This is a genomic window from Leifsonia sp. McL0627 (assembly GCF_058244615.1).
This window is the reverse complement of sequence record NZ_JBZCGM010000003.1, coordinates 640,637-663,814: the sequence shown is the minus strand read 5'-3', so window position 1 is coordinate 663,814 and position 23,178 is coordinate 640,637. Positions and strand designations below refer to the sequence as shown.

20 protein-coding genes and 2 riboswitches are annotated in these 23,178 nt (G+C 69.0%); of the genes, 13 read left to right on the top strand and 7 right to left on the bottom strand.

What is annotated here, in order from left to right:
* Positions 1-4: 4 nt before the first annotated feature.
* From AC37TH_RS11395 to AC37TH_RS11385, 3 genes are all read right to left on the bottom strand, one after another.
* Positions 5-1,018 carry an ABC transporter permease gene (locus tag AC37TH_RS11395; RefSeq protein ID WP_490764465.1) on the bottom strand — a complete coding sequence of 338 codons (1,014 nt, stop codon included), beginning with the start codon at positions 1,016-1,018 and terminating at the stop codon, positions 5-7.
* Positions 1,018-2,550: an ABC transporter permease gene (locus tag AC37TH_RS11390; RefSeq protein WP_490764464.1), complete on the bottom strand. Its 1,533-nt coding sequence runs from the start codon at positions 2,548-2,550 to the stop codon at positions 1,018-1,020. The genes AC37TH_RS11395 and AC37TH_RS11390 overlap by 1 nt, the downstream gene beginning before the upstream one ends.
* Positions 2,551-2,741: 191 nt before the next feature.
* Entirely contained in the window at positions 2,742-4,532 is a 1,791-nt protein-coding gene (locus AC37TH_RS11385; protein ID WP_490764463.1) for an ABC transporter family substrate-binding protein, read from the bottom strand.
* Positions 4,533-4,804: 272 nt separating this feature from the next.
* Between AC37TH_RS11385 and AC37TH_RS11380 the strand changes: the two genes are divergently transcribed.
* A complete protein-coding gene (locus AC37TH_RS11380) occupies positions 4,805-5,599 on the top strand; it encodes a CPBP family intramembrane glutamic endopeptidase (RefSeq protein WP_490764462.1) in 795 nt (264 codons plus the stop codon).
* Positions 5,600-5,690: 91 nt separating this feature from the next.
* Here the strand turns inward: AC37TH_RS11380 and gcvP are convergent, their stop codons facing one another.
* The 3 genes from gcvP to gcvT are packed head-to-tail and all read right to left on the bottom strand — an operon-like array spanning position 5,691 to position 10,168.
* A complete protein-coding gene (gcvP, locus tag AC37TH_RS11375) occupies positions 5,691-8,597 on the bottom strand; it encodes an aminomethyl-transferring glycine dehydrogenase (RefSeq protein WP_490764461.1) in 2,907 nt (968 codons plus the stop codon).
* 15 nt (positions 8,598-8,612) lie between these two features.
* A complete protein-coding gene (gene gcvH, locus AC37TH_RS11370) occupies positions 8,613-8,984 on the bottom strand; it encodes a glycine cleavage system protein GcvH (protein ID WP_490764460.1) in 372 nt (123 codons plus the stop codon).
* A gap of 2 nt (positions 8,985-8,986) precedes the next feature.
* The gene (gene gcvT / locus AC37TH_RS11365) at positions 8,987-10,168 is read right to left on the bottom strand and encodes a glycine cleavage system aminomethyltransferase GcvT (RefSeq protein ID WP_490764459.1); all 1,182 of its coding nucleotides are present in this window, start codon (positions 10,166-10,168) and stop codon (positions 8,987-8,989) included.
* A gap of 67 nt (positions 10,169-10,235) precedes the next feature.
* Positions 10,236-10,336, bottom strand: a riboswitch (glycine riboswitch).
* Between the two features lies 1 nt (position 10,337).
* Positions 10,338-10,438, bottom strand: a riboswitch (glycine riboswitch).
* Between the two features lie 144 nt (positions 10,439-10,582).
* On the opposite strand from gcvT, the gene AC37TH_RS11360 reads away from it, so the two are divergent.
* The 7 genes from AC37TH_RS11360 (at position 10,583) to AC37TH_RS11330 (ending at position 18,315) form a co-directional block, all read left to right on the top strand.
* Positions 10,583-11,365 carry an NUDIX hydrolase gene (locus tag AC37TH_RS11360; protein ID WP_490764458.1) on the top strand — a complete coding sequence of 261 codons (783 nt, stop codon included), beginning with the start codon at positions 10,583-10,585 and terminating at the stop codon, positions 11,363-11,365.
* Positions 11,362-12,660: a quinolinate synthase NadA gene (gene nadA, locus AC37TH_RS11355; protein ID WP_490764457.1), complete on the top strand. Its 1,299-nt coding sequence runs from the start codon at positions 11,362-11,364 to the stop codon at positions 12,658-12,660. Before AC37TH_RS11360 ends, nadA begins: the two co-directional genes overlap by 4 nt.
* A gap of 1 nt (position 12,661) precedes the next feature.
* On the top strand, positions 12,662-14,239 hold the full coding sequence (gene nadB, locus AC37TH_RS11350; RefSeq protein WP_490764456.1) for an L-aspartate oxidase: 1,578 nt from the start codon (positions 12,662-12,664) through the stop codon (positions 14,237-14,239).
* Positions 14,233-15,093, top strand: a complete 861-nt coding sequence (nadC, locus tag AC37TH_RS11345) for a carboxylating nicotinate-nucleotide diphosphorylase (protein WP_490764455.1) — start codon at positions 14,233-14,235, stop codon at positions 15,091-15,093. The genes nadB and nadC overlap by 7 nt, the downstream gene beginning before the upstream one ends.
* Complete coding sequence (locus tag AC37TH_RS11340; RefSeq protein ID WP_490764454.1) at positions 15,090-16,232, top strand: cysteine desulfurase family protein; 1,143 nt, start codon at positions 15,090-15,092, stop codon at positions 16,230-16,232. Before nadC ends, AC37TH_RS11340 begins: the two co-directional genes overlap by 4 nt.
* A 114-nt stretch (positions 16,233-16,346) precedes the next feature.
* Positions 16,347-17,924: an MDR family MFS transporter gene (locus AC37TH_RS11335; protein WP_490764453.1), complete on the top strand. Its 1,578-nt coding sequence runs from the start codon at positions 16,347-16,349 to the stop codon at positions 17,922-17,924.
* Positions 17,925-17,952: 28 nt separating this feature from the next.
* Positions 17,953-18,315 (top strand): iron chaperone, encoded by a 363-nt coding sequence (locus AC37TH_RS11330; RefSeq protein ID WP_490764452.1) that lies wholly within the window; start codon positions 17,953-17,955, stop codon positions 18,313-18,315.
* Between the two features lie 95 nt (positions 18,316-18,410).
* Here the strand turns inward: AC37TH_RS11330 and AC37TH_RS11325 are convergent, their stop codons facing one another.
* On the bottom strand, positions 18,411-19,166 hold the full coding sequence (locus tag AC37TH_RS11325; RefSeq protein ID WP_490764451.1) for a class I SAM-dependent DNA methyltransferase: 756 nt from the start codon (positions 19,164-19,166) through the stop codon (positions 18,411-18,413).
* A gap of 69 nt (positions 19,167-19,235) precedes the next feature.
* Here AC37TH_RS11325 and AC37TH_RS11320 point away from each other — a divergent pair, with 69 nt between their 5' ends.
* The 5 genes from AC37TH_RS11320 (at position 19,236) to AC37TH_RS11300 (ending at position 23,178) form a co-directional block, all read left to right on the top strand.
* A complete protein-coding gene (locus AC37TH_RS11320) occupies positions 19,236-19,805 on the top strand; it encodes a carboxymuconolactone decarboxylase family protein (RefSeq protein ID WP_490764450.1) in 570 nt (189 codons plus the stop codon).
* Between the two features lie 133 nt (positions 19,806-19,938).
* On the top strand, positions 19,939-20,331 hold the full coding sequence (locus AC37TH_RS11315; protein ID WP_490764449.1) for a cupin domain-containing protein: 393 nt from the start codon (positions 19,939-19,941) through the stop codon (positions 20,329-20,331).
* 258 nt (positions 20,332-20,589) lie between these two features.
* Positions 20,590-21,996, top strand: a complete 1,407-nt coding sequence (locus AC37TH_RS11310) for an FAD-dependent oxidoreductase (RefSeq protein ID WP_490764448.1) — start codon at positions 20,590-20,592, stop codon at positions 21,994-21,996.
* A gap of 79 nt (positions 21,997-22,075) precedes the next feature.
* The gene (locus AC37TH_RS11305) at positions 22,076-22,303 is read left to right on the top strand and encodes an ATP-binding cassette domain-containing protein (protein ID WP_490764447.1); all 228 of its coding nucleotides are present in this window, start codon (positions 22,076-22,078) and stop codon (positions 22,301-22,303) included.
* Positions 22,300-23,178, top strand: coding sequence for an ABC transporter ATP-binding protein (locus AC37TH_RS11300; protein WP_490764446.1), 879 nt, complete (start codon positions 22,300-22,302; stop codon positions 23,176-23,178). Before AC37TH_RS11305 ends, AC37TH_RS11300 begins: the two co-directional genes overlap by 4 nt.

The window sequence follows — 23,178 nt, the reverse complement described above, 5'->3', positions numbered from 1 at the left end:
CTGGTCACAGCACGTCCTCCGCGATGGCCGCTCCGGTCTTCGGGCTTCCGCCGTCGCCCTCGCCGGGCTCCGGCTCCTCCTCGCGCATCTTGCGCAGGTTGAACCGGCGGTGCCGCGGGTCGAACGCATCGCGGAGTCCGTCGCCGACGAAGTTGACGAGCAGGGCGAGGGTCACGATGAACGCGCCAGGCCACCAGAACAGCCATGGGCGGGTCTGGAACGCCGACTGGTTCGAGCTGATCAGCAGGCCGAGCGACGCGTCCGGCGGACGGATGCCGTAGCCGAGGTAGGACAACGCGGTCTCGAGCAGGATCGCCGCGGCCATGATCAGCGTCGACGACACGATCACCACGCCGATGGCGTTCGGCAGGATGTGCTTGAAGATGATGCGGGCGTCCGAGGCTCCTGCGACGCGCGCCGCCTCGACGAACTCGCGCTCTCGCAGCGACAGGAACTCGCCTCGCACCAGACGGGCGATGCCCATCCAGGAGAAGAACCCGAGCATCAGTGCGAGGGTCGGGGCGCCGAGGCCACCCGTCCAGTGCCCGACGACCGAGCCGACCACGAGGGCCGGGATGACGATGAACACGTCGGTGATGCGCATCAGGATGGCGTCGACCACGCCGCGGAAGTACCCGGCGATCGCGCCGACGACCACGCCGACGACGCTGGCGATGACACCGATGATGACCATCACCAGCACCGAGTTCTGGATGCCGCGCATCACCAGGGCGAAGTAGTCCTTGCCGATGCGGTCCTGGCCGAACGGGTGCTCAGCGGTCGGGACGCCCTGCTTGATCTGGTCGTTGAGCTCCTTGTAGTCGTACTTCCACCAGCCGTGGATGGGGCCGATGCCGATCGCGGAGATCGAGAACAGGAGGATGGCGATGAACAGGATCGCGCTGATGACGGCGACCTTGTTGGACAGGAACCGCCTCCAGATGAGCCTGCCCTGGCTGACCGGCGGTGCGGACGGAGCCTGCAGCTCGTCGGCGATCATGGGTTCGGTGCTGGACATTATCGGACCCTCACTCTCGGGTCGAGTGCGGCATACGCGAGGTCCGCGAGGAAGTTGAACAGGATCGCCATCGCCGCGATCACCACGAAGTAGGCCATCACGGGGTTGAGGTCACCACGGGACAGTCCGAGGTTGAACAGCGAGCCCATGCCGGGGATGGCGAACACGTGCTCCGTGATGATGGCGCCACCGAGCAGGGCGCCCACGTCGAACGCGATCAGAGTGGTGATCGGGATGAGCATGTTGCGGAAGGCGTGACGGACGACGACGGTGCGCTCCGGCAGACCCTTCGCCCGCGCGGTGCGGATGAAGTCCTGGTTCAGGACTTCGAGCATCCCGGCGCGGGAGTACCTGGTGTACGACGCGAACGAAATGAGCAGCAGCGCAACGGTCGGCAACGCCAGGTGGGTGAACGTGTCGAGACCCGTCACCCAGATGTCGCCGGTCAGCCCGGGGGTCGACGACCCGACGGTCGCGATGGGGCGGCCGTTGGTGTCCTGGAAGTACTGCGGCCACGCCTGCATGAAGCGGTCGAGCAGCACGAGGGCGCCAGACACGATCGTGACGATCACGCCGACCCGCATGTTCTGCCCGCGGTCGTACCCGCCGACGAAGTAGCCGATCGCCAGGCTCACCAGGATGGCGACGATGGCCAGGATGACGATGGTCGCGACCGAGGAGATGTCGAACAGCGGCTGCAGCGCGAAGTAGCAGACGATGGTGATGGCGCCCGTGATGACCGCGGTGATCAGTGCCCTGCGGTTCTGCAGGCCGGAGACCAGCGCCGTCGTCCCGAGCACGACGGCCGCGACGAGGATGATCATCACCACCGGGCCGAGGCCCGGGGCCAGGAACCAGTTGGTCACCGACATGAGCAGCAGGACACCGGCGGTCGCGACTCCTGAGATGAGGAACGTCGTCACTCTTCGCCGCATGTCGCCGCCGATCAGCGACTGCCAGATCAGTCCGGCCACCACCCCGATCAACGCGGCGACCCACCATTGGATCGTCGGATGGGCGAGGAAGTTGTTGAAGCCGATCGCGACGAACTCCTTGAGGAGGACGGCCACGAGGAATGCCGGCAGCGAGTACAGGAAGAAGCTGAGGAACGTGACGACGTTGTCGAGTCCGCTGTACTGGCGAAGGGCGGTGACGATACCGATGGTGACACCGAGCAGGATCGCGAGGATGAGCGCGACCGTGACGAGCTGGATCGTGGCTCCGAGAGCCTGCGGCAGGATGTCGACGACCTTCGCGTTGGAGATCGTGGAACCGAGGTCACACGAGTTCGCGAACGGGATCAGACACTTGGCTGCGCCACCGAGCCAGAGCACCCAGCGCAGAGGCGGGGGCACATCCAGCTGCAGCAGCTGGATCCTGGCGTTGATGAGCTGGGTCTTGTTGGGGGAATTGCTGCTTCGCAGGTCCTGAAGCGGGTCTGCGCTGTACGCGACCAGCATGTACATCAGGAACGATGCGGCGATGATGATGAGCACCGAGACGAGAAGGCGTCTCAGGATGAAACTCGCCATAGGTTGAAAACCTCACTGACAGAGCGCGTCGCTCGGGGGTGGCGGGCACTCGGCCCGCGTCGACGCGTATCGGAATGGATGAACGGGTCTCGTCCACCGACTACATGATACGGGGCGTCGACGAAACCGCCGACGCCCCGCGGCAGGAGAGTGCCCGGGGTTCACCCGGGCACTCTCACTGATGGAGCTGGTTACTTCGCGGTGGAGGACTTCACCGACCACTGCCAGAAGTTCCAGAACGGACCGGACTGTCCGCCGTTGTACTTCACGCCGTCGACACGAGTCGTCGCACCGAAGACACCCGGCAGCTGGAACAGCGGGAGGCCGTATCCGTCTGCGAAGGTCTTGGCGTCGATCTGCTGCTCGATCTTGGTCAGCTCAGACGGGTCAAGCGTCGTCTGCGACTTCACAGCGAGGTCGTTCGCCGCCGAGTAACGGTTGTAGTTACCGCCACCGTTGGTGGTGAACAGCTGCGGGATCTGCGACGTGCCTGCACCCGGGCTGATCCAGCCGAAGAGCGATGCGTCGTAGTCCCCACCCGGGAGGAGCTTGCTCCAGTCGGGTGATCCGGCGTCCACGACCTTGAAGCCGGCCTTCGCCGCCGAGGTCGAGATCGCCTGGAACTCGTCGACACGGTTCGGGTTGTTCGTGTTGTACAGGATCCGGACGGTCGGGGTGGCACCGGCGAGAAGCGCCTTGGCGCCGTCGATGTCGACCTTCGAGAACTTGTCAGAACCGTTCATCTTCGCGGTGTCCGCGTACTGTTCCTGGTTGGGCAGGAAGATCTGCGAGTTGAGCACGCCCGCCTTCGGGTCGACCGGGGTGACAATCGAGTCGAGGATCTGCTGACGCGGGATCGTCTTCAGGAACGCCTCGCGGACCTTCGGGTCTGCGAACGTCTTCGAACCGAAGTTCAGGTCGAGGTGGTCGTACGACGCCTGTGCACCGGTGAGGACCTTCGCGCTGGTGTTCTTCAGCGCGGTGATCGTGTCAGCGGAGGCCTGCGGGTTGATGATGTCGACCTCACCGTTCTGAAGAGCGGTGACCTGGGCGTTGGCGTCCGGGATGATGCGGAAGACGATCTTGTCCACGTTCGGCTTGAGTCCGCCGGCGTAGTACTTGTTCTGCACCATCGTGAGCGACTGACCGGGGGTCCAGCTCGAGACGACGAACGGGCCGGACGAGACCAGGAGGTCCTTGTCGGTCGGGAACGCGGTCACGTCGTAGCCGGTGTTGACGAAGTCAGCAGCCTTCTTGAGCGTGGCGTCCGGAGCAGCCGGTGCGTCCTTGTTGCCCTTGTCGAGGCCCTTGAGCAGCTTCGTCAGGTCGGCGGCCGAGGACAGGCCCGCCTTCTTGGCGACGATGTGCGCGGGCTGCGCGATCGGGTCGACGAGCTCCCAGTCGACGTACGGGGTGCCGTACTTCAGGGTGATCGACGTGTTGTTGTCTCCGACGGTCGGGAAGGCCGTGGTGTCAAGACCAGCGGTGGAACCGGCGATCGTGAAGTACTGCGTTCCCTTGGTGACGTTGCCCTGGTCGTCGGTGGTCGACGAGTCGTAGTAGCCGGAGCCGATCGCCCAGGCGAGGACCATGTCGTCAGCGGTGACAGGCTGTCCGTCGGACCACTTGTCGTCCTTGTTCAGGGTGTACTTGACGGTCAGCGGGCTGTCCGAGACCTTCTCGAACTTTCCGAACTTGTCGTCGTGGACGATCTTGTAGTTGTTGTCGATGTACTGGAACCCCGTACCGTACGAGCCGTTGAGGTAACCGACCTGTCCGTTCGTGTCCAGGTTGCCCTGGGGGGTCTGCGAGTTGAACGACGTGAAGTCGTTCACGACAGCGACCGTCACGGTGCCGCCCTGCGCAGCGGTGGATCCACCGGTGCTGCCGGACGTGGTGCAGGCAGACAGTGCGAGCGCTGCGACGCCGGCGATGGCGACCGCGCTGACCGCGTACCTGACCTTTCTTCCCTTGATGTGCAATGTTCCTCCTGTGCGAAGTGTGCGTCGGCCGCGGACATGCGAGAGCGTCCGGACCGCGCTGGATAAGAATGACCCTAGGTATCGCAACGATTGAATGCAAAACGGGGCGGCAAAACGTTACACAGTGGTAACTCGGTTAGCGATAAATTGCACGATGTGCACAAGAACGGCTGTTTTCGATAGTCCCGTGCAATGAATCGAGCGCTTCCGTCCGTTTGAACTGGACAAACCGCATCCCGGACTGTCGGTGCGAGACCTGGCAGGATGCCTCTATGAGCCGTGAAACACCCTGGTCCGCCAAGATTCCGCTCGAACGCGCACAGCGCCCGCGGCTCTGGTGGGAGATCGCGATCGTCCTCGGGCTGTCGCTGGGGGCGTCGGCGATCTATTCGATCGTCGAGATCGTCGCCAGGGCGACCGACACGACCCCGCTCGCCGACCAGACGGCGGCGGTGAACCCGTCGCAGAGCACCAGAGAGTGGCTGGACTTCACGTACCAGTTCCTCGGCAACCTGTTCCCGCTGTTCGCCGTCGCGCTGGTCATCTTCCTGCTCTGGCAGCGGGAGCGCAGCGGGTTCCGCCGAATCGGCTTCGACCTGACCAGGCCGTGGCAGGACCTCGGCGGCGGGATGCTGCTGTTCCTCGTGATCGGGATCCCGGGCATCCTGTTCTACGCGCTCGGCCGCATCGTCGGGGTGACGGTGCAAGTGCAGGCCTCGCCGCTCGACACGCACTGGTGGACCATCCCCATCCTGGTGTTCGCGGCGCTGCGGGCCGGGCTGCAGGAGGAGGTCATCATCGTCGGCTACCTGTTCACCCGGCTGCGGCAGCTCGGCTGGGGGACGTGGACGATCATCGTGTCCGCCGCGCTCCTCCGCGGCAGCTATCACCTGTATCAGGGCTTCGGGCCGTTCGTCGGCAACGCCATCATGGGCGTGGTGTTCGGCTGGTGCTACACCCGCTGGGGCCGCGTGGCGCCCCTCGTCGTGGCCCACGTCGTCATCGACATCGTCTCCTTCGTCGGCTATCCCCTCGCCGTCGCCCTCTGGCCGCACATCTTCGCCTAGACACAATCGAGTCCGGACTTATGTACGCGACACGCTGGCGTGTCGCGTGCATAAGTCCGGACTCGATTGTTTGGGGACGGGGCGCGCGCGGTTAGGCGAAGGCCTCGGGCGGAGGGCAGGCACAGAAGAGGTTGCGGTCTCCGTATGCCTGGTCGATGCGGCGGACGGGGGGCCAGTACTTGGCGCGGACGAGGCCGGGCACCGGGTAGACGGCCTGCTCGCGGGAGTACGGGTGCTCCCACTCGCCGGTGATCACGGACTCCGCGGTGTGCGGAGCGCCGCGCAGAGGGTTGTCGTCGACCGGCCAGTCCCCCGCGGCGACGGCGTCGGCTTCCGAGCGGATCGCGATCATCGCGGCGACGAAGCGGTCGAGCTCCGGCAGGTCTTCGCTCTCCGTCGGCTCGACCATGAGGGTCCCGGCGACCGGGAAGCTCATCGTCGGGGCGTGGAAGCCGAAATCGATGAGACGCTTGGCCACGTCGTCCACGGTCACGCCGGTCTGCTCGGTCAGCGGACGCAGGTCCAGGATGCACTCGTGCGCCACGAGGCCGTTGTCGCCTGCGTAGAGCACCGGGAAGTGCTCGCGCAGCCGCACGGCCACGTAGTTGGCCGCGAGGACCGCGGCACCTGTCGCATCCCGGAGGCCGGCCGCGCCCATCATCCGGACGTACGCCCAGCTGATCGGCAGGATGCTCGGGCTGCCGTACGGCGCGCTCGACACGGGGCCGCCGGCGTGCTCGACGCGCTCGCCACCGGCAAGGTAGTGGGTCGCATCCTGGGCCAGCGGGTGGCCGGGCAGGAACGGCGCGAGGTGCGCCTTCGCCGCGACGGGCCCGACACCGGGACCGCCTCCGCCGTGCGGGATGCAGAACGTCTTGTGCAGGTTGAGGTGGCTGACGTCTCCGCCGAAGTCGCCGAACCTGGCGTAGCCGAGGAGCGCGTTCAGGTTGGCGCCGTCGACGTAGACCTGACCGCCCGCGTCGTGCACGGCCTGGGTGATCGCGACGACCTCGTGCTCGTACACTCCGTGCGTGGACGGGTAGGTGATCATCAGGGCGGCGAGGGTGTCGGCGTGCTCGGCGATCTTGGCGCGGAGGTCGTCGAGGTCGACGTTGCCGAGCTCGTCGCAGGCGACGACGACCACGGACATCCCGGCCAGGACCGCCGAGGCCGCGTTGGTGCCGTGCGCGCTCTGCGGGATGAGGCAGACCGTGCGCGCGAGGTCGCCGCGCGAGCGGTGGTACCCGCGAATCGCGAGCAGACCGGCGAGCTCGCCCTGGCTGCCCGCGTTCGGCTGCAGCGAGACGGAGTCGTAGCCGGTGACGTCGGCGAGCCAGGTCTCCAGCTGGTCGATGAGCGCGAGCGAGCCGCGCACGTCGTCCGCCGGGGCGTACGGGTGCAGCCCGGCGAACTCCGGCCAGGTCACGGCCTCCATCTCGGTGGCGGCGTTGAGCTTCATCGTGCACGAGCCGAGCGGGATCATGCCGCGGTCGAGCGCGTAGTCCTTGTCGGCGAGGTACTTGAGGTAGCGCATCATGGCGGTCTCGGAGTGGTGCGTGTTGAAGACCGGGTGGGTCAGGTACGCGCTCGACCGGAGGAGTCCGGCGTCGAAGGAGGGCTCGCCGTCGAGCATCCGGATGGCGGTGTCGACGTCTGCGCCCGCTTCCGCCCCGAAGACGGCGAGCAGGTCCGCGACGAGTGTCGAGCCCTCGGCCAGGTCGGCCGCGACCTCCTCGTCGAAGCTCACGGAGACGGTGGTTGCGTCGGCCGCGTGCAGCAGGATGCCCCGCTCGTGGGCGGCGGCGACCGTCGCGGCGGCGTCGGCGACGCGCACCTGGAAGGTGTCGAAGAACGAGTCGGAGATCACGTCGACGCCGCGCTCGCGCAGCACGCCCGCCGTGAAAGCTGCGGACAGGTGCACGCGGCGCCCGATCGCCTTCAGCCCGCGCGGGCCGTGGTAAACCGCGTACATCGCGGCCATGACCGCCAGCAGGACCTGTGCGGTGCAGATGTTCGAGGTGGCCTTCTCGCGCCGGATGTGCTGCTCGCGCGTCTGCAGGGTGAGCCGGTACGCCGGCTTGCCCACCGCATCCTGGGACACGCCGACGAGGCGGCCGGGCAGCTGGCGTTCGAGGCCGGAGCGCACCGCCATGTAGCCGGCGTGCGGACCGCCGAAGCCCATCGGGACGCCGAACCGCTGGCTGGTGCCGACGGCGACGTCGGCGCCGAGCTCGCCGGGCGAGCGCAGCTGGGTGAGCGCGAGCAGGTCCGCAGCGGCGACGACGACGGCGCCGCCCGCCTTGGCCGTGGTGATCACGTCGGCGGGGTTCCACACCCGGCCGGACGCGCCGGGGTACTGCAAGAAGAGTCCGAACGCGTCGGTCAGCTCGGCCGAGTCGGCCGGAGTCGCGGCGAGGTCGAGCACGACCAGCTCGATGCCGACCGCGTCCGCCCTGTTGCGCAGCAGCGCGAGGGTCTGCGGGAACGTGTCGACGTCGACGACGAACCTCGGAGATTTCACCTTGGAGGCGCGGCGGGCCAGCAGCATCCCCTCGACGACGGCGGTTCCCTCATCCAGCATCGACGCGTTGGCGGTGTCGAGCCCGGTGAGGTCGGCGACCATCGTCTGGAAGTTGATCAGCGCTTCCAGGCGGCCCTGCGAGATCTCCGGCTGATACGGCGTGTACGCCGTGTACCAGCTCGGGTTCTCGAGCACGTTGCGCTTGATCACGGCCGGCGTGATGGTGCCGTAGTATCCGAGTCCGATCAGCGACGTGTTCACGGTGTTCTGCGCCGCGAGCCCGCGCAGCTCGCGGAGCGCAGCACGCTCGCTCGCCGGGGCAGGCAGCACGGACTCGAAACCGGAATCGACGCGGATGGCGTCCGGGACGGCCGCGGTGACCAGGTCGGCGACCGTCTCGTAGCCGATGGAGGACAGCATGGTGCGCTGCGCGTCGTCGCCAGTGCCGATGTGACGCGTCTGGAAGAGTTCAGTCATCGAAGTGGAGGTGCCTCACTCGCCCGTGAGGGCGGCATATTCGTCGTAGCTGAGAAGGGTGGGGAGAGCGGTGAAGGCGATCTTGACGAGCCAGCCTTCGCCGAACGGGTCGCTGTTGACGAGCTCCGGCGCATCCACGACGGCCTCGTTGATCTCGGTGACCGTTCCATCGACGGGGGCGAACAGCTCGCCGACCGACTTGGTCGACTCGATCTCGCCGACGACCTTGCCCTCGGCCAGCTCGCTGCCGACGGCGGGGAGCTCGACGAACACGACGTCGCCCAGCTTCTCGGCCGCATACGAGGTGATGCCGACCGTCGCGACGTCGCCGTCCACGAGGATCCACTCGTGCTCAGCGGTGTATTTGAGGTCCTGTTCTGCGGCCATGACTAGTGCTTCTTTCTGCTGTAGAAGGGGAGGGCGGTGACGGTGTATCCGAGGCGAGTGCCGCGGATGTCGACATGCAGTTGGGTTCCCGGCCTGGCGAAGCGCGGGGCGACGTACGCCATCGCGATCGGCACGCCGATGGTCGGAGAGAGGGCGCCGGAGGTGACGACGCCGACCGACTCGTCGTGGCCAGCGTCCCCGCCGTCGACCTGGTCGGTCGCGTACACCGGGTATCCGGCGCGGGCGGCGCGCTTGCCGCGGCCCATCAGCCCGACCAGCACGGGCGCCTCCGCGTCCGGGCCGTCCTCGCTGGCGGCGCGGCCGATGAAGTCGGTGTCCTTGGCGAGGTTGACGACGCGGCCGAGACCGGCCTGCGCGGGGTAGACGTCGAGGCCGAGCTCGTGGCCGTACAGCGGCATGCCCGCTTCGAGACGGAGGGTGTCGCGGCTAGCGAGCCCGGCAGGCACGAGGCCCTGCGCAGCGCCCGACTCGAGCAGCGCATCCCACAGCGTCGGCGCGTTGTCCGGGGCAAGGTACAGCTCGAAACCGTCCTCCCCCGTGTATCCGGTGCGTGCGACGAGCACGGGGTGACCCTCGTAGAGCGCGGGGAGCGACCAATAGTACTTGAGGCCGTCGAGCCGCGAGGCGAAGTCGTCGCCGTCGTACGCGCCGCCCTCGACGGCGAAGCCGGGCGTCGCACTCAGGATGGACAGCGCGGCCGGGCCCTGCACGGCGATGAGCGCGATGTCGTCGCTCTCGTCGAACACCTCGGCGTCGAACGGCGCGGTGCGGGAGCGCAGCTCTTCGACGACCTGGAAGCGGTTGGAGGCGTTGGCGACCACCATGTACCGGTCGTCGCCGGTGCGGTAGACGACGAGGTCGTCGATGATCCCGCCGGAACGCGAGAGCAGCAGGCTGTACTTGGCCTGGTCGTTCGCGACGGCGGAGAGCTTGCCCGCGAGCGCGTAGTCGAGCGCCGCGCCCGCCTCCGGGCCGATGACCACGATCTCGGCCATGTGCGACAGGTCGAACAGGCCGGCAGCATCCCGGACCGCGTGGTGCTCGGCCAGGTCGCTGGAGTACCGGACGGGCATCTGCCAGCCCGCGAAGTCCGTGAAGGAGGCGCCGGCGGCCTGATGCGCGTCGTGCAGCGGGGAGAGGCGGTCCGTGTCGTTCGAGGTCATGAGTTCTCCGATTCGCCGGCCGTCGCCGGGAGTTGGGAGCCGACCGCGCTGCGATCGACGTGAGAACTCCCCCTCTGTCATCCGGCCTGAGAGTTTCACCGCGCTGGCGCGCGGCTTTCACCGTGGGCGAGGACGACGATCGTGTCGTCGTCCTGCTTTTCAGAGTGGCCAGTCCGATGCGGTACGAGTACCTGAGAGATTGTCGGGGAGGATTGCTCCTTCGGTGCCGGCACGTCGCTCTCGCGCGCCCGGCTCTCCCGCATCGACCTCGTTGGCCCAGTGTTCAGTTGTGCACGTTGCCCGCTTAGCATATCCGGATTGTTTCGGGGGTGGGGGTTTGTGGTTCTGGTCGGAGTGACACTAAGATGAGTGCACCCTTAGGGTCAGGGTGACTTTTAGTGAGGGAGGGGCCGCATGGCAGCGAACAGCGGACGCGTCAGCGCCGTGCTGGCCGTGTCGACGGTGATCTTCTCGCTGCGGAACGACGAGGAGACCGGCGACATCGCGAGCGTGTGGCTTCCGCTCGTGCGTCGCGTCCGCGAGCCGTTCGAGGGCTGCTGGGCTCTGCCTGGCGGCCCGCTGCACGGGGACGAGGACCTCGCCTTCGCCGCCGCCCGCACCCTCAACGACACCACCGGGCTCACCCCGCGCTACCTGGAGCAGCTGTACGCGTTCGGCGACGCCTCCCGGTCGACGGGCGCAGAGCGCGTCGTCTCGATCGTGTACTGGGCACTCGTCCGCAGCGAGGAGGCCGCGCGGGCGAGCGTTGGAGAGAACGTGCGCTGGTTCCCGGCGGACGAGCTGCCGAGCCTCGCGTTCGACCACAAGCTGATCGTCGAGTACGCGCTCTGGAGGCTCCGCACGAAGATGGAGTACTCCCGCATCGCGCACGCCTTCCTCGGCGAGACGTTCACGCTCGCCCAGCTGCGCGAGGTGCACGAGGCGGTGCTCGGCCGCCCCCTCGACCCCGCCAACTTCCGGCGCACCATCGAGGGCTCCGGCGCCGTGGTCGCCACCGACCAGTACCTCACCGGCACGCGCCACCGGCCTCCGCGGCTGTACCGGTACAACGACTCCATCGACCTCGCCGACGCCGGCCCACTCCCCCGTCAGCAGCATCCGTTCGCCAGCAGTACACCGTTCGCCAGCAGTACCCCGTTCGCCAGCACGGCACCGTTCGAGAGTAGAGAAGAATGAGCACCATCGCCTCGGTCGACACCACCATCCAGCTCATCGCCACCGGCGAGCTGAACGGCGAGACCTGCACCCCCGACCTCGTCGACGCCCCGTGGACGTTCGACTCCCTGGCACCGTCGTACGGTCCTGGCGCGTCGATGGCCGACCCCATCCCGGTGGATGCACCGCGTCAGGGCGAACTGCCGGACGAGTACCGCACGGCCTCCAAAGAGGAACTGCACGACCGCATCCTGAACGCGAAGGCGACGCTCGGCGACCGCGTGGTCACGCTCGGCCACTTCTACCAGCGCGACGAGGTGGTGCAGTACGCGGACTTCGTCGGCGACTCGTTCCAACTCGCCAACGCCGCCAAGGCGAAGCCCGAGGCGGAGGCCATCGTCTTCTGCGGCGTTCACTTCATGGCGGAGACCGCCGACATCATCTCGCGCCCCGAGCAGGCGGTCATCCTGCCCAACCTGGCCGCCGGATGCTCGATGGCCGACATGGCCGACATCGACTCGGTGACCGAGTGCTGGGAGCAGCTCGAGGAGCTGTACGGCACCGAACCGGATGCGGACGGCCGCGTCCCCGTCATCCCGGTCACATACATGAACTCGTCCGCAGCACTCAAGGGCTTCTGCGGCGAGCACGGCGGGATCGTCTGCACCTCGTCGAACGCCGAGACCGTGCTGAAGTGGGCGTTCGAGCGCGGCCAGCGCGTCCTATTCTTCCCCGACCAGCACCTCGGCCGCAACACGGCGAAGGCAATGGGCGTCCCTGTCGAGCAGATGCCGCTCTGGAACCCGCGCAAGCCGTTCGGCGGCAGCAGCGCCGACACGCTCCAGGATGCGCGGGTCATCCTCTGGCACGGGTTCTGCTCCGTGCACAAGCGCTTCACCGTCGGCCAGATCGAGCACGCCCGCGCGGAGTTCCCCGGCGTGCGCGTGATCGTGCACCCGGAGTGCCCGATGGAGGTCGTCGACGCGGCCGACGAGTACGGCTCCACCGACTACATCGTCAAGGCCATCGCCGCCGCTCCGGACGGGTCGACGTTCGCGATCGGCACCGAGATCAACCTGGTGCAGCGGCTGGCCGCGCAGTTCCCGCAGCACACCATCTTCTGCCTCGACAGCGTGGTATGCCCGTGCTCGACCATGTACCGCATCCACCCGGGGTACCTGGCGTGGGTGCTGGAGGGGCTGGTGCGCGGTGAGGTGCTGAACCGCATCCAGGTCGCGGCCGACGTCGCCGAGCCGGCCAGGGTCGCGCTGGAGCGCATGCTCGCCGCGCGGCCGGACACCACGATGGCGGCCTGACATGGCCAGGGTCGTGGTGGTCGGCAGCGGCATCGCCGGGCTCGTCGCCGCCGTCGAGGCGTCGGCGACGCACGAGGTCACCCTCGTGACGAAGGCCGAGCTCGCGGAGAGCAACACGGCGTACGCGCAGGGCGGGATCGCCGCCGCGTACTTCGCCGACGACAGCGTCGAGTCGCACGTGGCCGACACGCTGCGCGCGGGAGCCGGCCTCAACGTCCGGGAGGCGGTCGTCGCCCTCTGCGCGGAGGGACCTGACCGGATCCGCGACCTGATCGCGTTCGGCGTCGCGTTCGACCGGTCGGGCGACGACCTGGCGCGCGGGCTCGAAGCCGCCCACTCGAACGCCCGCGTCCTGCACGCCGGAGGCGACGCGACCGGCGCGGAGATCGAGCGCGCCCTGGTGCGCGCCGTCCGCGCGTCGGCCGCCCGCATCGTCGAGCAGGCGTTCCTCTGCGACCTGATCGTGGAGGACGGCGCTGTCACCGGCGTCGAACTGCTGCTGGCCGACGGCTCGACCGAGGTGCTCGACGCGGAGGCGGTGGTGCTCGCCAGCGGCGGCGCAGGGCAGCTCTACGCGCACACCACGAACCCGGCCGTGACGACCGGAGACGGCATGGCAGCGGCCTGGCGCGCCGGTGCGGCCGTGGCCGACCTGGAGTTCTACCAGTTCCACCCGACTGCGCTGGCGGTCCCCGGCTCGTTCCTGGTGTCCGAAGCCGTGCGCGGCGAGGGCGCCGTGCTCCGGAACGCGCGCGGCGAACGTTTCATGCTGGACGTGCATCCGGAGGCGGAGCTCGCCCCGCGCGACGTGGTCGCCCGCGGCATCGCCGTGGAGATGGCGGCGCAGGGCGGCCGACCCGTCGTGCTCGACGCCACCGCGCTGGGGGCGGCGTTCCTCGCGAAACGCTTCCCCACCATCGACGCCGCCTGCCGGGCCGCAGGAATGGATTGGTCGCGGATGCCCGTGCCCGTCACCCCGGCCGCGCACTACTGGATGGGCGGGGTCGCCACCGACACGAGCGGGCACAGCACGCTGCGCGGGCTGTTCGCGGTCGGCGAGGTGGCCTGCACAGGCGCGCACGGGGCGAATCGGCTGGCTTCGAACTCGCTGCTGGAGGGGCTGGTGTTCGCGCACCGTGCGGTCGCGGCGATCGGTGCGGAGTGGCCGGAGGCGCCCGAGTGGCTCGACGGCGCGCTCACGGCCGGTGCCGCCGATCCGGACCAACGACCGGATGCGGTCCCCGTCGACCGCGCTCGGCTGCAGGCCCTGCTCTGGGAGGCCGCGGGCGTCCACCGCGACCGCGAGCGCCTGGAAGCCGCGGCGGACACGCTCGCCAGCTGGCGTGCATCCAGTGGGCTGGATGGGCAGCGTGGCCGGACCGAGCGTGAGGACGCCAACCTGCTCGATCTCGCGCGGCTCGTCGTCTCGTCGGCGCTGGGCAGGGAGGAGTCGCGCGGGGCGCACTTCCGCTCCGACTTCCCGCTGACCTCCCTCGAACCGAGGCACACCGCGCGCCTCGCGCGCCCCTCCGACCTGATGTCCGTCCTATCCGCAACAGAGGTGACCGTTCCATGCTGACCGACCAGATCATCGAGACCGTCGTGCGGGCTGCGCTCGTCGAGGACGCGCCATGGGGCGACGTGACCTCGTCGCTGCTCATCCCCGAGTCGGCGACGGCCACCGCGCGCCTGGCCGCGCGCGAGCCGGGCACGTTCTCCGGAGGCGCGGTGTTCGCGGCGGCGATGACGATCACCGACCCGCGGATCGACGTCGAACTCGCCGTCGCCGACGGGGAGACGTTCGAGCGCGGCGACACCCTCGCGATCGTCTCCGGCCCTGCGCGATCCGTGCTGCAGGCCGAGCGCGTCGCCCTCAACTTCGTTCAGCGGATGAGCGGCATCGCGACGCTCACCGCGTCCTACGTCGCCGAGGTCGCACACACAGGAGCGCGAATCGTCGACACGCGGAAGACCACCCCTGGCCTGCGCGCGTTCGAGCGCCACGCCGTGCGTTCCGGCGGAGGCCACAACCATCGCTTCTCGCTCTCCGACGCCGTGATGGCGAAGGACAACCACCTCGCCGTGCTCACCGAGCAGTCCGGCCTGTCTGTGACGGGGGCGCTGCTCGCCGTGCGCGCGCAGCTCTCGCACACCACGCACCTGGAGGTCGAGGTGGACAGGATCGACCAGATCGAGCCGGTGCTGGCCGCGGGCGTCGACACGATCATGCTCGACAACTTCACCATCGAACAGCTGAGCGAGGGCGTCGCCATTGTGGGCGGCAGGGCGATCGTGGACGCGAGCGGAAACGTCACGCTCGACACCGTGCGCGCCGTCGCCGAGACCGGCGTCGACGTCATCTCTGTCGGAGCGCTCACCCACAGCGTCCGCTCGCTCGACCTGGGACTCGACGTGGTGGTCGCCGCGCCATGATCTACCTCGACGCGGCGGCCACCTCGGCGGTGCGTCGCGAGGTGCTCGAAGCGATGTGGCCGTACCTCACCGGCGACTTCGGCAACCCGTCGAGCCACCACGAGGTCGGCGAGTCGGCCGCGCGGGCGCTCGCGGAGGCCAGGGCGACCGTCGCATCCTGGCTCGGCTGCCGCGCCTCGGAGGTCGTGTTCACGTCCGGAGGGACAGAGGCGGACAACCTCGCGGTCAAAGGCATCGCCATCGCGAACCCGCGCGGCAGGCACATCGTCACGACGCCGATCGAGCACGAGGCGGTGCTCGCGTCGGCCGACTATCTGGTGCGGCAGCACGGCTTCACCGTCGAGTTCGCGCCGGTCGGCCGGGACGGACTCGTGGACATCGACGCGTTCGCCTCCCAGCTCCGCCCGGACACCACGCTCGCGAGCGTGATGCTCGCCAACAACGAGGTCGGCACGGTTCAGCCGATCGCGGCGCTCTCCTCTCTCACCCGCGGCCTCGGCATCCCGTTCCACACCGACGCGGTGCAGGCGGCGGGCTGGCTGCCGCTCGACGTCGCCCGGCTGGGGGTGGATGCGCTCAGCGTCTCCGGCCACAAGCTCGGCGCCCCGAAGGGCATCGGCGCGCTGTACGTGCGCGGCCGCATCCCGGTGGAGCCCGTGCTGCACGGCGGTGGGCAGGAGCGCGGACGCCGATCCGGCACCGAGAACGTGGCGGGCGCGGTCGGGCTGGCCGCCGCCGTCCGGCTGGCCTCCGCCCACCGCGAGGAGCAGGCTGCTGCCGCCTCGCACGCACGGGATGCGTTCGTCGCCGCGGTGCTGACCGAGCTCCCGGAGGCACGACTCACCGGGCACACGACCGAGCGGCTGCCGGGGACGGCGTCGTTCGTCTTCCCCGGCAGCAACGGGGAGACCATCCTGCTCGAACTGGAGCGGCGCGGCGTCGTCTCGTCGAGTGGTTCGGCGTGCGCGGCGGGCAGCGAGGACGCCTCCCACGTGCTGCTCGCGCTCGGCTACGACGAGGACGTGGCTCGCACGGCGGTCCGGTTCAGCTGGGGGCCGGACGTGGATGCGGCGCAGCTGGCCGCCGTTGCCCCGGCGGTCGGGGACGCGGTGCGCGAGGTCGCCGGGCTCGGGCGCTGACCGCGCCGCGTGACGAGCAGCAGAGCCGACCGCCGTCGCCGCCGCCGCCGGATGCGAACGCATCGATTACGCGCAGAGTGAACGTGGCGATCGTTTACCCGCGCGAAACCCCGGATGTCGGTGGCCGTCACTACGCTCGAACCCGTGACTGAAAACACCCCGCCCGCGCCTGAGGCGCTCGCCGACCCCGCCTTCGACGACCAGACGTTCGTCGAATCCGCCGCCGACGTCCAGCGGGGAGGGGTCGCCTCGGTCACAGAACCGGACCACACCAAGCGCAACAACCGCGTGATCTGGCTGCTGCTGTCGGCCACGTTCGTCGTCATCCTCAACGAGACGATCATGTCGGTCGCCATCCCGAAGCTGATGGACGACCTCAGGGTCGACGCGCTCGCCGCCCAGTGGCTGTCCACCGCGTTCATGCTGACGATGGCGGTCGTCATCCCGATCACGGGCTTCCTGCTGCAGCGCTACAGCACCCGCAGCATCTTCATCGCGGCGATGAGCCTGTTCTCGCTCGGAACGCTTGCGGCCGCCCTGGCCCCCGGCTTCGGCCTGCTGGTGGTCGCCCGCGTCATCCAGGCGTCCGGCACGGCCATCATGCTGCCGTTGCTGATGACCACCCTGATGACCCTGGTGCCCGCGAACAAGCGCGGTCGCACGATGGGCAACGTCTCCATCGTGATCTCGGTGGCGCCCGCGATCGGCCCGACCATCTCCGGGGTCATCCTCAACTACCTCGACTGGCGCTGGATGTTCCTCATCGTGCTGCCGATCGCGGTGGTCATGCTGCTCATCGGCATCAAGTACGTCGAGAACGTCACCGAGCCGCAGAAGGTCAAGATCGACGTGCTGTCGGTCATCCTCTCGGCGTTCGGTTTCGGCGGCCTGCTCTACGGCCTCACCCAGACCGGCGCGACCGGCCCCGGAACGTCGCCCGCCGTGATGTGGGTGTCGCTGGTCGTCGGCGTCGTGTCGCTCGCGGCGTTCATCGTGCGCCAGCTGCTGCTGCAGCGCCACGACAGCGCACTGCTCGACCTCCGTACGTTCCGCTCGCCGATCTTCACCGTGTCGATCCTGCTGATGGCGATCAGCACGGCGGCGATGTTCGGCGTGATCATCCTGCTGCCGCTCTTCCTGCAGCACGTCCTCCACCTCGACACCCTCGCGACCGGGCTGCTCCTGCTGCCCGGCGGGGTCGTGATGGGTGTGCTGGCACCATTCGTCGGCCGGATCTACGACCGGTTCGGGCCGCGCGTGCTCGTCGTGCCGGGAGCCATCCTGGTCAGCGCCGTGCTCTGGGGCCTGACCTTGATCACCGAGCACACATCGCAGTACCTCATCATGGGCGCGCATGTCACCTTGAGCATCGGTCTCGCGCTGATGTTCACGCCGCTGTTCACGGCCGGGCTCGGGGCAGTGCCGCCGAACCTGTACTCGCACGGCAGCGCGATCGTCGGAACGGTGCAGCAGGTCGCCGGCGCCGCCGGCACCGCACTGCTCGTCGCGATCATGTCAGCGCACACCGCCTCCCTCGTCGGAGCGGGCGGCAGCATCGAGTCCGCGACCGCTGGCGGCGTGCGTCTGGCCTTCCTCGCGGCGGCGATCATCTCGCTGTTCGCGGTGGTGGGCGGCTTCTTCATCCGGAAGCCGGCCGACGTGATCGCACCGGAAGGGCACTTCGCACACTGATCCGGCCGGATCGGAGCGGGAGGACGACATGGCACGCGGAGTGGAGGCCGACACGGTCGAGGAGTATCTTGACCGGATCGGCGAACCGTTCTCGACCGCGTTGCGCACCGTGCGCGACCGCATCGTCCAGCTGCTGCCCGACGCCGAGCAGGTCATCAGCTACCGCGTGCCGGTTTTCCGTTACCGGGGGCGCGGACTGATCGGCCTCTCGGCCACGGCGAAAGAGTGCAGCCTGCTGCTGATGAGTCCCCCGGCCGCTGCGGCGCTCACCGGCACACTCAGCGAGGGCTCGTTCAGCGGGGCGACGCTGCACTTCCCACCGGATGCGCCCCTCAGCGTCGACACATTGCGCGCCATCATCGACTACCGGGTCGGCGAGCTCGGCGGCTGACCGGCTCGCGGCGGCGTCTGCCGGGCAGTGTGTAGGCGGAGCACCGTCTCGGCCGGGCAGGGTCTAAGCCGGGCAACGTCTCGGCCGGGCAGGGTCTAAGCAGGCCGGGCCTCCGCGACCACGATCAGTTCGGTGGTCGTGTCTGTGACGGGGCCGCGCATCCAATCGCCGTAGACGGCGCGGACGCCGAAGCCCGCGCCGACCAGCGTGGCACGCAGGTCTTCCTCGGTGCGGAACCGCAGCGCACCCTCGTCGGTGAGATGCTCGCCGCCCGGCAGCGAGTAATGGCCGACGAGCCCGACCACGCCGCCGGACTCGGCGGTCGTCTCGTCAACCGCCGTGACCTCGTTCCACGCCGTCACCGGCCCGTCTGCGGTCTCGATGGTCTCTCGGCCGTCGCCCCAGCGCAGCCACGCACTGGCGCGCGGGTCGCGACTCTCGAAGACAAGCAGGCCGCCCTGCCGCAGCGCGCGGTGGGCGGCGGTGAGCGCATCCTGCCAGGCGTCGTCGGTGACGAACACCTGGGCGACGTGCCCTGTCATGATCGCGAGGTCCGCGTCACCGGCGGGCAGCGCCCCGGCCTCCGCCTGCAGCCACTCGACGAGGTCGCCGCCGTCGCGCGCCCTGGCGATGTCGAGCATCGCCTCCGCCGGGTCCGCGCCGAGCATCCGGTGCCCCCGACGCGCGAGCTCGACGGTCAGCAGCCCCGTGCCGCAGCCGATGTCCAAGATGCGCGCCTCCGGATGCTCGTCGGCGAACGCCAGGTAGAACTCGGTGTCGGCCGCGAACGGGTTCATCCGGTCGTACAGCGCGGCGAGGCGGGGGTCACGGTAGCTGGCGTCCTCGGTCACGGTTCAACGCTAGCGGGACGCCGGTTCCGGTGCGAGCATGGTGGTGGTCCTGCGACGAAGGAGGAACCCATGTCCATCATCGAGACAACCGATCCGGACGACGCGGAGGGAGAGGTCGCCGCCATCTACGCCAAAGACGAACGCGACCTCGGCTACGTGCCATCGCACACGCGCGCGATGGCCGTGAACCCGGAGGCGTACCAGGCGTGGGAGCAGCTGGTGCGCTCCATCGTCTCCCAGCTCGGCGTCCGGCGCTACGAGCTGGTCACGCTCGCCGCCGCGCAGGGCAACCACTCGGAGCACTGCCGACTCGCGCACGGCCGGAAGACGCTGCCGCTGATCGAGGAGGACCAGCTCGTCCGCGTCGCCCGCGACTACCACGACGCCGACCTCAGCGAGGCGGAGGTCGCGATGATGGAGTACGCGGAGCGGGTCAGCCGCGACTCGTACGCGATGACCGACGCCGACAGCCTGCGGCTGCGCGAGGTCGGCTTCTCCGACAGGGAGATCGTCGACATCACGCTGGCGGCGGCCGCCCGCAACTACCTCAGCAGAGCCGTCCAGGCTCTCGCCGTCGACGTGGACGTCCCTCCCGACCTCAGCGACCGCCTCCGCGGCGCGCTCCTCGCCCCGCTGTAGCCAGCTCATCCCCGGCGCTCGCCCCGCCCAACGCGCCGACCGAACGAGTGGTCCCGAATTGCCGTGCCGCCAGTCGGCTCACGGCAATTCGGGACCACTCGATGGCTGCTGGGCGGGCGTTAGGGTCGGAGGCATGGAGCAGCCCGCCGAGAACACCGCCGAAAGCGCAACCGAGAGTCCCGTCCAGAACACCGCAGTGAGCCCCGTCGTCCGTGTCGTCGTCCAGGATGTGGCGCTGCCGAGGCCGCGCGTGTTCGGCCGCATCCAGAGCCGACGCATCACCATCGCGCCGGACGCCGCATCCGGGGTGCACATCCACAACGGGCCGGTCGTCGGAAGCATCGAGGCTGGGACCGCAATCTACCGGATCGACGGCGGCCCTGAGCACCTGCTCGTGGCCGGCGACGTGTTCTATGAGGCGGAGGGCGCGCGGATCGCGCAGTTCGACGCCGGGCCGGAGGGCGTGACCTTCCTCGCCCATTTCCCGGTCGGTGTGGGCGAGGACCCCTCGATCACCTTCCCCTGAGGCCCGCCGACCCAACGAGTAGTCCCGAATTGCCGCGCCGCCGGAATGCGTACGCCAATTCGGGCCCACTCGATGGCTGCGGGCGGGGCCGGACGGGACGCGACGCGGCGGCGGCGGCGGCGGGTTTCGACGTCGTTCCCGGGGCGAGCCAGACGAAATGCATGGAAAGTCGCCGGAATCGGTACGGAATCGGTCGTTACGTATCGTTGTGGGCGGGCAGAATGTTCCAAACACCTGGCAAAGGGGCGTGTACTGACCGTGGGAACCACCGTATTCGAACGGAATCGACCGGATGCGTCCGTCGTGCGTCACGCACTGGCGGACACACGGCAGGCCGTGTTCTGGACAGAGGATGCGCCGGGCGACGCGTACCCGACACTCACCGGCGACATCGGCTGCGACCTGGTCGTGGTCGGCGGAGGATACTCCGGGCTGTGGACGGCCCTGCTCGCCAAGCAGGAGAACCCGGCCGCGCGCGTCGTGCTGCTGGAGGCCCGCCGGATCGGCTGGGCGGCCTCCGGGCGCAACGGCGGATTCTGCGAGGCGAGCCTCACGCACGGTGAGGACAACGGGCTCAGCCGGTTCCCGCAGGAGTTCGACCAGCTGCAACGGCTCGGGATGCAGAACCTCGACGAGATCGAAGCCACCGTCTCCGACCTCCGCCTCGACGCGGACTTCGAGCGCAACGGCGCCATCGACCTCGCCACCGAACCGCACCAGGTCGAGTGGCTTCGCGAGGCCGCGAACGGCGACGACGCGCTCTTCCTCGACACCGACGCCATGCGTGCCCAGGTGCACTCCCCCAGCTACCTCGCCGGGCTGCTGCGCACCCGCGACTCCGCCCTCATCCACCCGGCCAAGCTCGCCAGGGCGCTCGCCCGCGCCTGCACTGACCTGGGGGTGGAGATCTTCGAGAACAGCCCCGTGTCGAGCATCGGCGACGGCACGGTGATCGAGACGCCGCGCGGTGTCGTGAGGGCGGAGCGGACGGCGCTGGCGACCAACGTGTTCCCGAGCCTGCTCAAGCGCAACAGGCTCGCGACCGTGCCCGTCTACGACTACGTGCTGATGACCGAGCCGCTGACGGATGCGCAACTCGCCTCCATCGGCTGGTCCGGCAGGCAGGGACTCGGCGACTCAGCCAACCAGTTCCACTACTACCGGCTCTCGAAGGACAACCGCATCCTGTTCGGCGGCTACGACGCGATCTACCACTACGGCGGCCGGGTCCGCGAGGAGTACGAGAACCGGCCGGAGACCTTCGAGAAGCTGGCGAACCACTTCTTCACCACGTTCCCGCAGCTGGAGGGCCTGCGGTTCAGCAACCAGTGGGCGGGCGCCATCGACACCTGCAGCCGGTTCTGCGCGTTCTTCGGCTCGGCCCGCGGCGGCCGTGTCGCCTACGCGACCGGGTACACCGGCCTCGGCGTCGCCGCGACGCACTTCGGTGCGAAGGTGATGCTCGACCTGCTCGCCGGGCGCAGCACCGAACGCACCGAGCTCGCGATGGTGAAGAGCCGCCCCCTGCCGTTCCCGCCGGAACCCGCAGCGGCCATCGGCATCAACCTGACCAGGATGTCGCTCGACCGTGCCGACCACAACGACGGCAAACGCAACCTGTTCCTGAAGGCCCTGGATGCGGTCGGGCTCGGCTTCGACAGCTGACCCGCCGCGCCGCCACTCGCTGCACCTCCCCCGCTCTGCACAGCCCCGACTTTTCGCACCCCGACCCAGGAGAACATCGATGACGATCGCCCCACCTGCCCCCGACGGCTCCGTGCTGTTGCGCGGTGTCACCAAACTGTTCGGATCGCAGACGGCGGTCGACCACATCGACCTCGACGTGCACAGCGGCGAGTTCATCTCCCTGCTCGGGCCGTCCGGCTGCGGCAAGACCACCCTGCTCCGGATGATCGCCGGGTTCGAGCATCCGGATGCGGGCGACATCCTGGTGGAGGGGCGAGCGTCGTGAACACGCCGCCCTACAAGCGCCCCGTCAACACCGTGTTCCAGTCGTATGCGCTGTTCCCGCACATGACCGTCGCGGAGAACGTCGCGTACGGCCTGCGGCAGAAGCGCGTTCCGCGCTCGGAGATCGCCGGCCGGGTGCGGGATGCGCTCGACATGGCCAGGATGGGCGGGTTCGCCGACCGCAGCCCGCAAAAGCTCTCCGGCGGCCAGCAGCAGCGCGTCGCCCTGGCCCGCGCCCTGGTGAACCGTCCGCGCGTCCTGCTGCTCGACGAACCGATGTCCGCCCTCGACCGCAAGCTGCGCGAGGAGATGCAGATCGAGTTGAAGCTGCTGCAGCGCCAGCTCGGCATCACGTTCGTCTTCGTCACCCACGACCAGCAGGAGGCGCTCTCGATGAGCGACCGCATCGTGGTGCTCCAGGGCGGCGCCGTGCAGCAGATCGGCTCGACGGAGTCGGTGTACCTGTCGCCGGCGAACGCGTTCGTCGCCGGCTTCATCGGCAAGCAGAACTTCATCGACGCCACCGTGCAGCAAGACGGCGCGCTGCTCGCCGCCGACGGCCCTGTCGGCTCCGCCGCCGCCCGGCCGGACGCGCACTCCGGCGACCGCGTGCGCGTCGCGGTCCGCGCCGAGGCCGTCACCGTGAGCCACGAGCGTCCCGCCGGGAACGCCGTGCGAGGGACGCTCGCCGGGATCTCGTTCCTCGGCGACGTCATCCAGTACGTGATCGTGACCGCTGCCGGGGTCGAACTGCTCTCCCGGCAGGCGCCCGGCCAGGCCGCACAGTTGAGCACCGGGGATGCGGTGTGGTGCGGCTGGGACGAGAGCGACCTGCATGTGTTCCGCGCGGACGCAGACGACGCAGAGGCCGCCTGA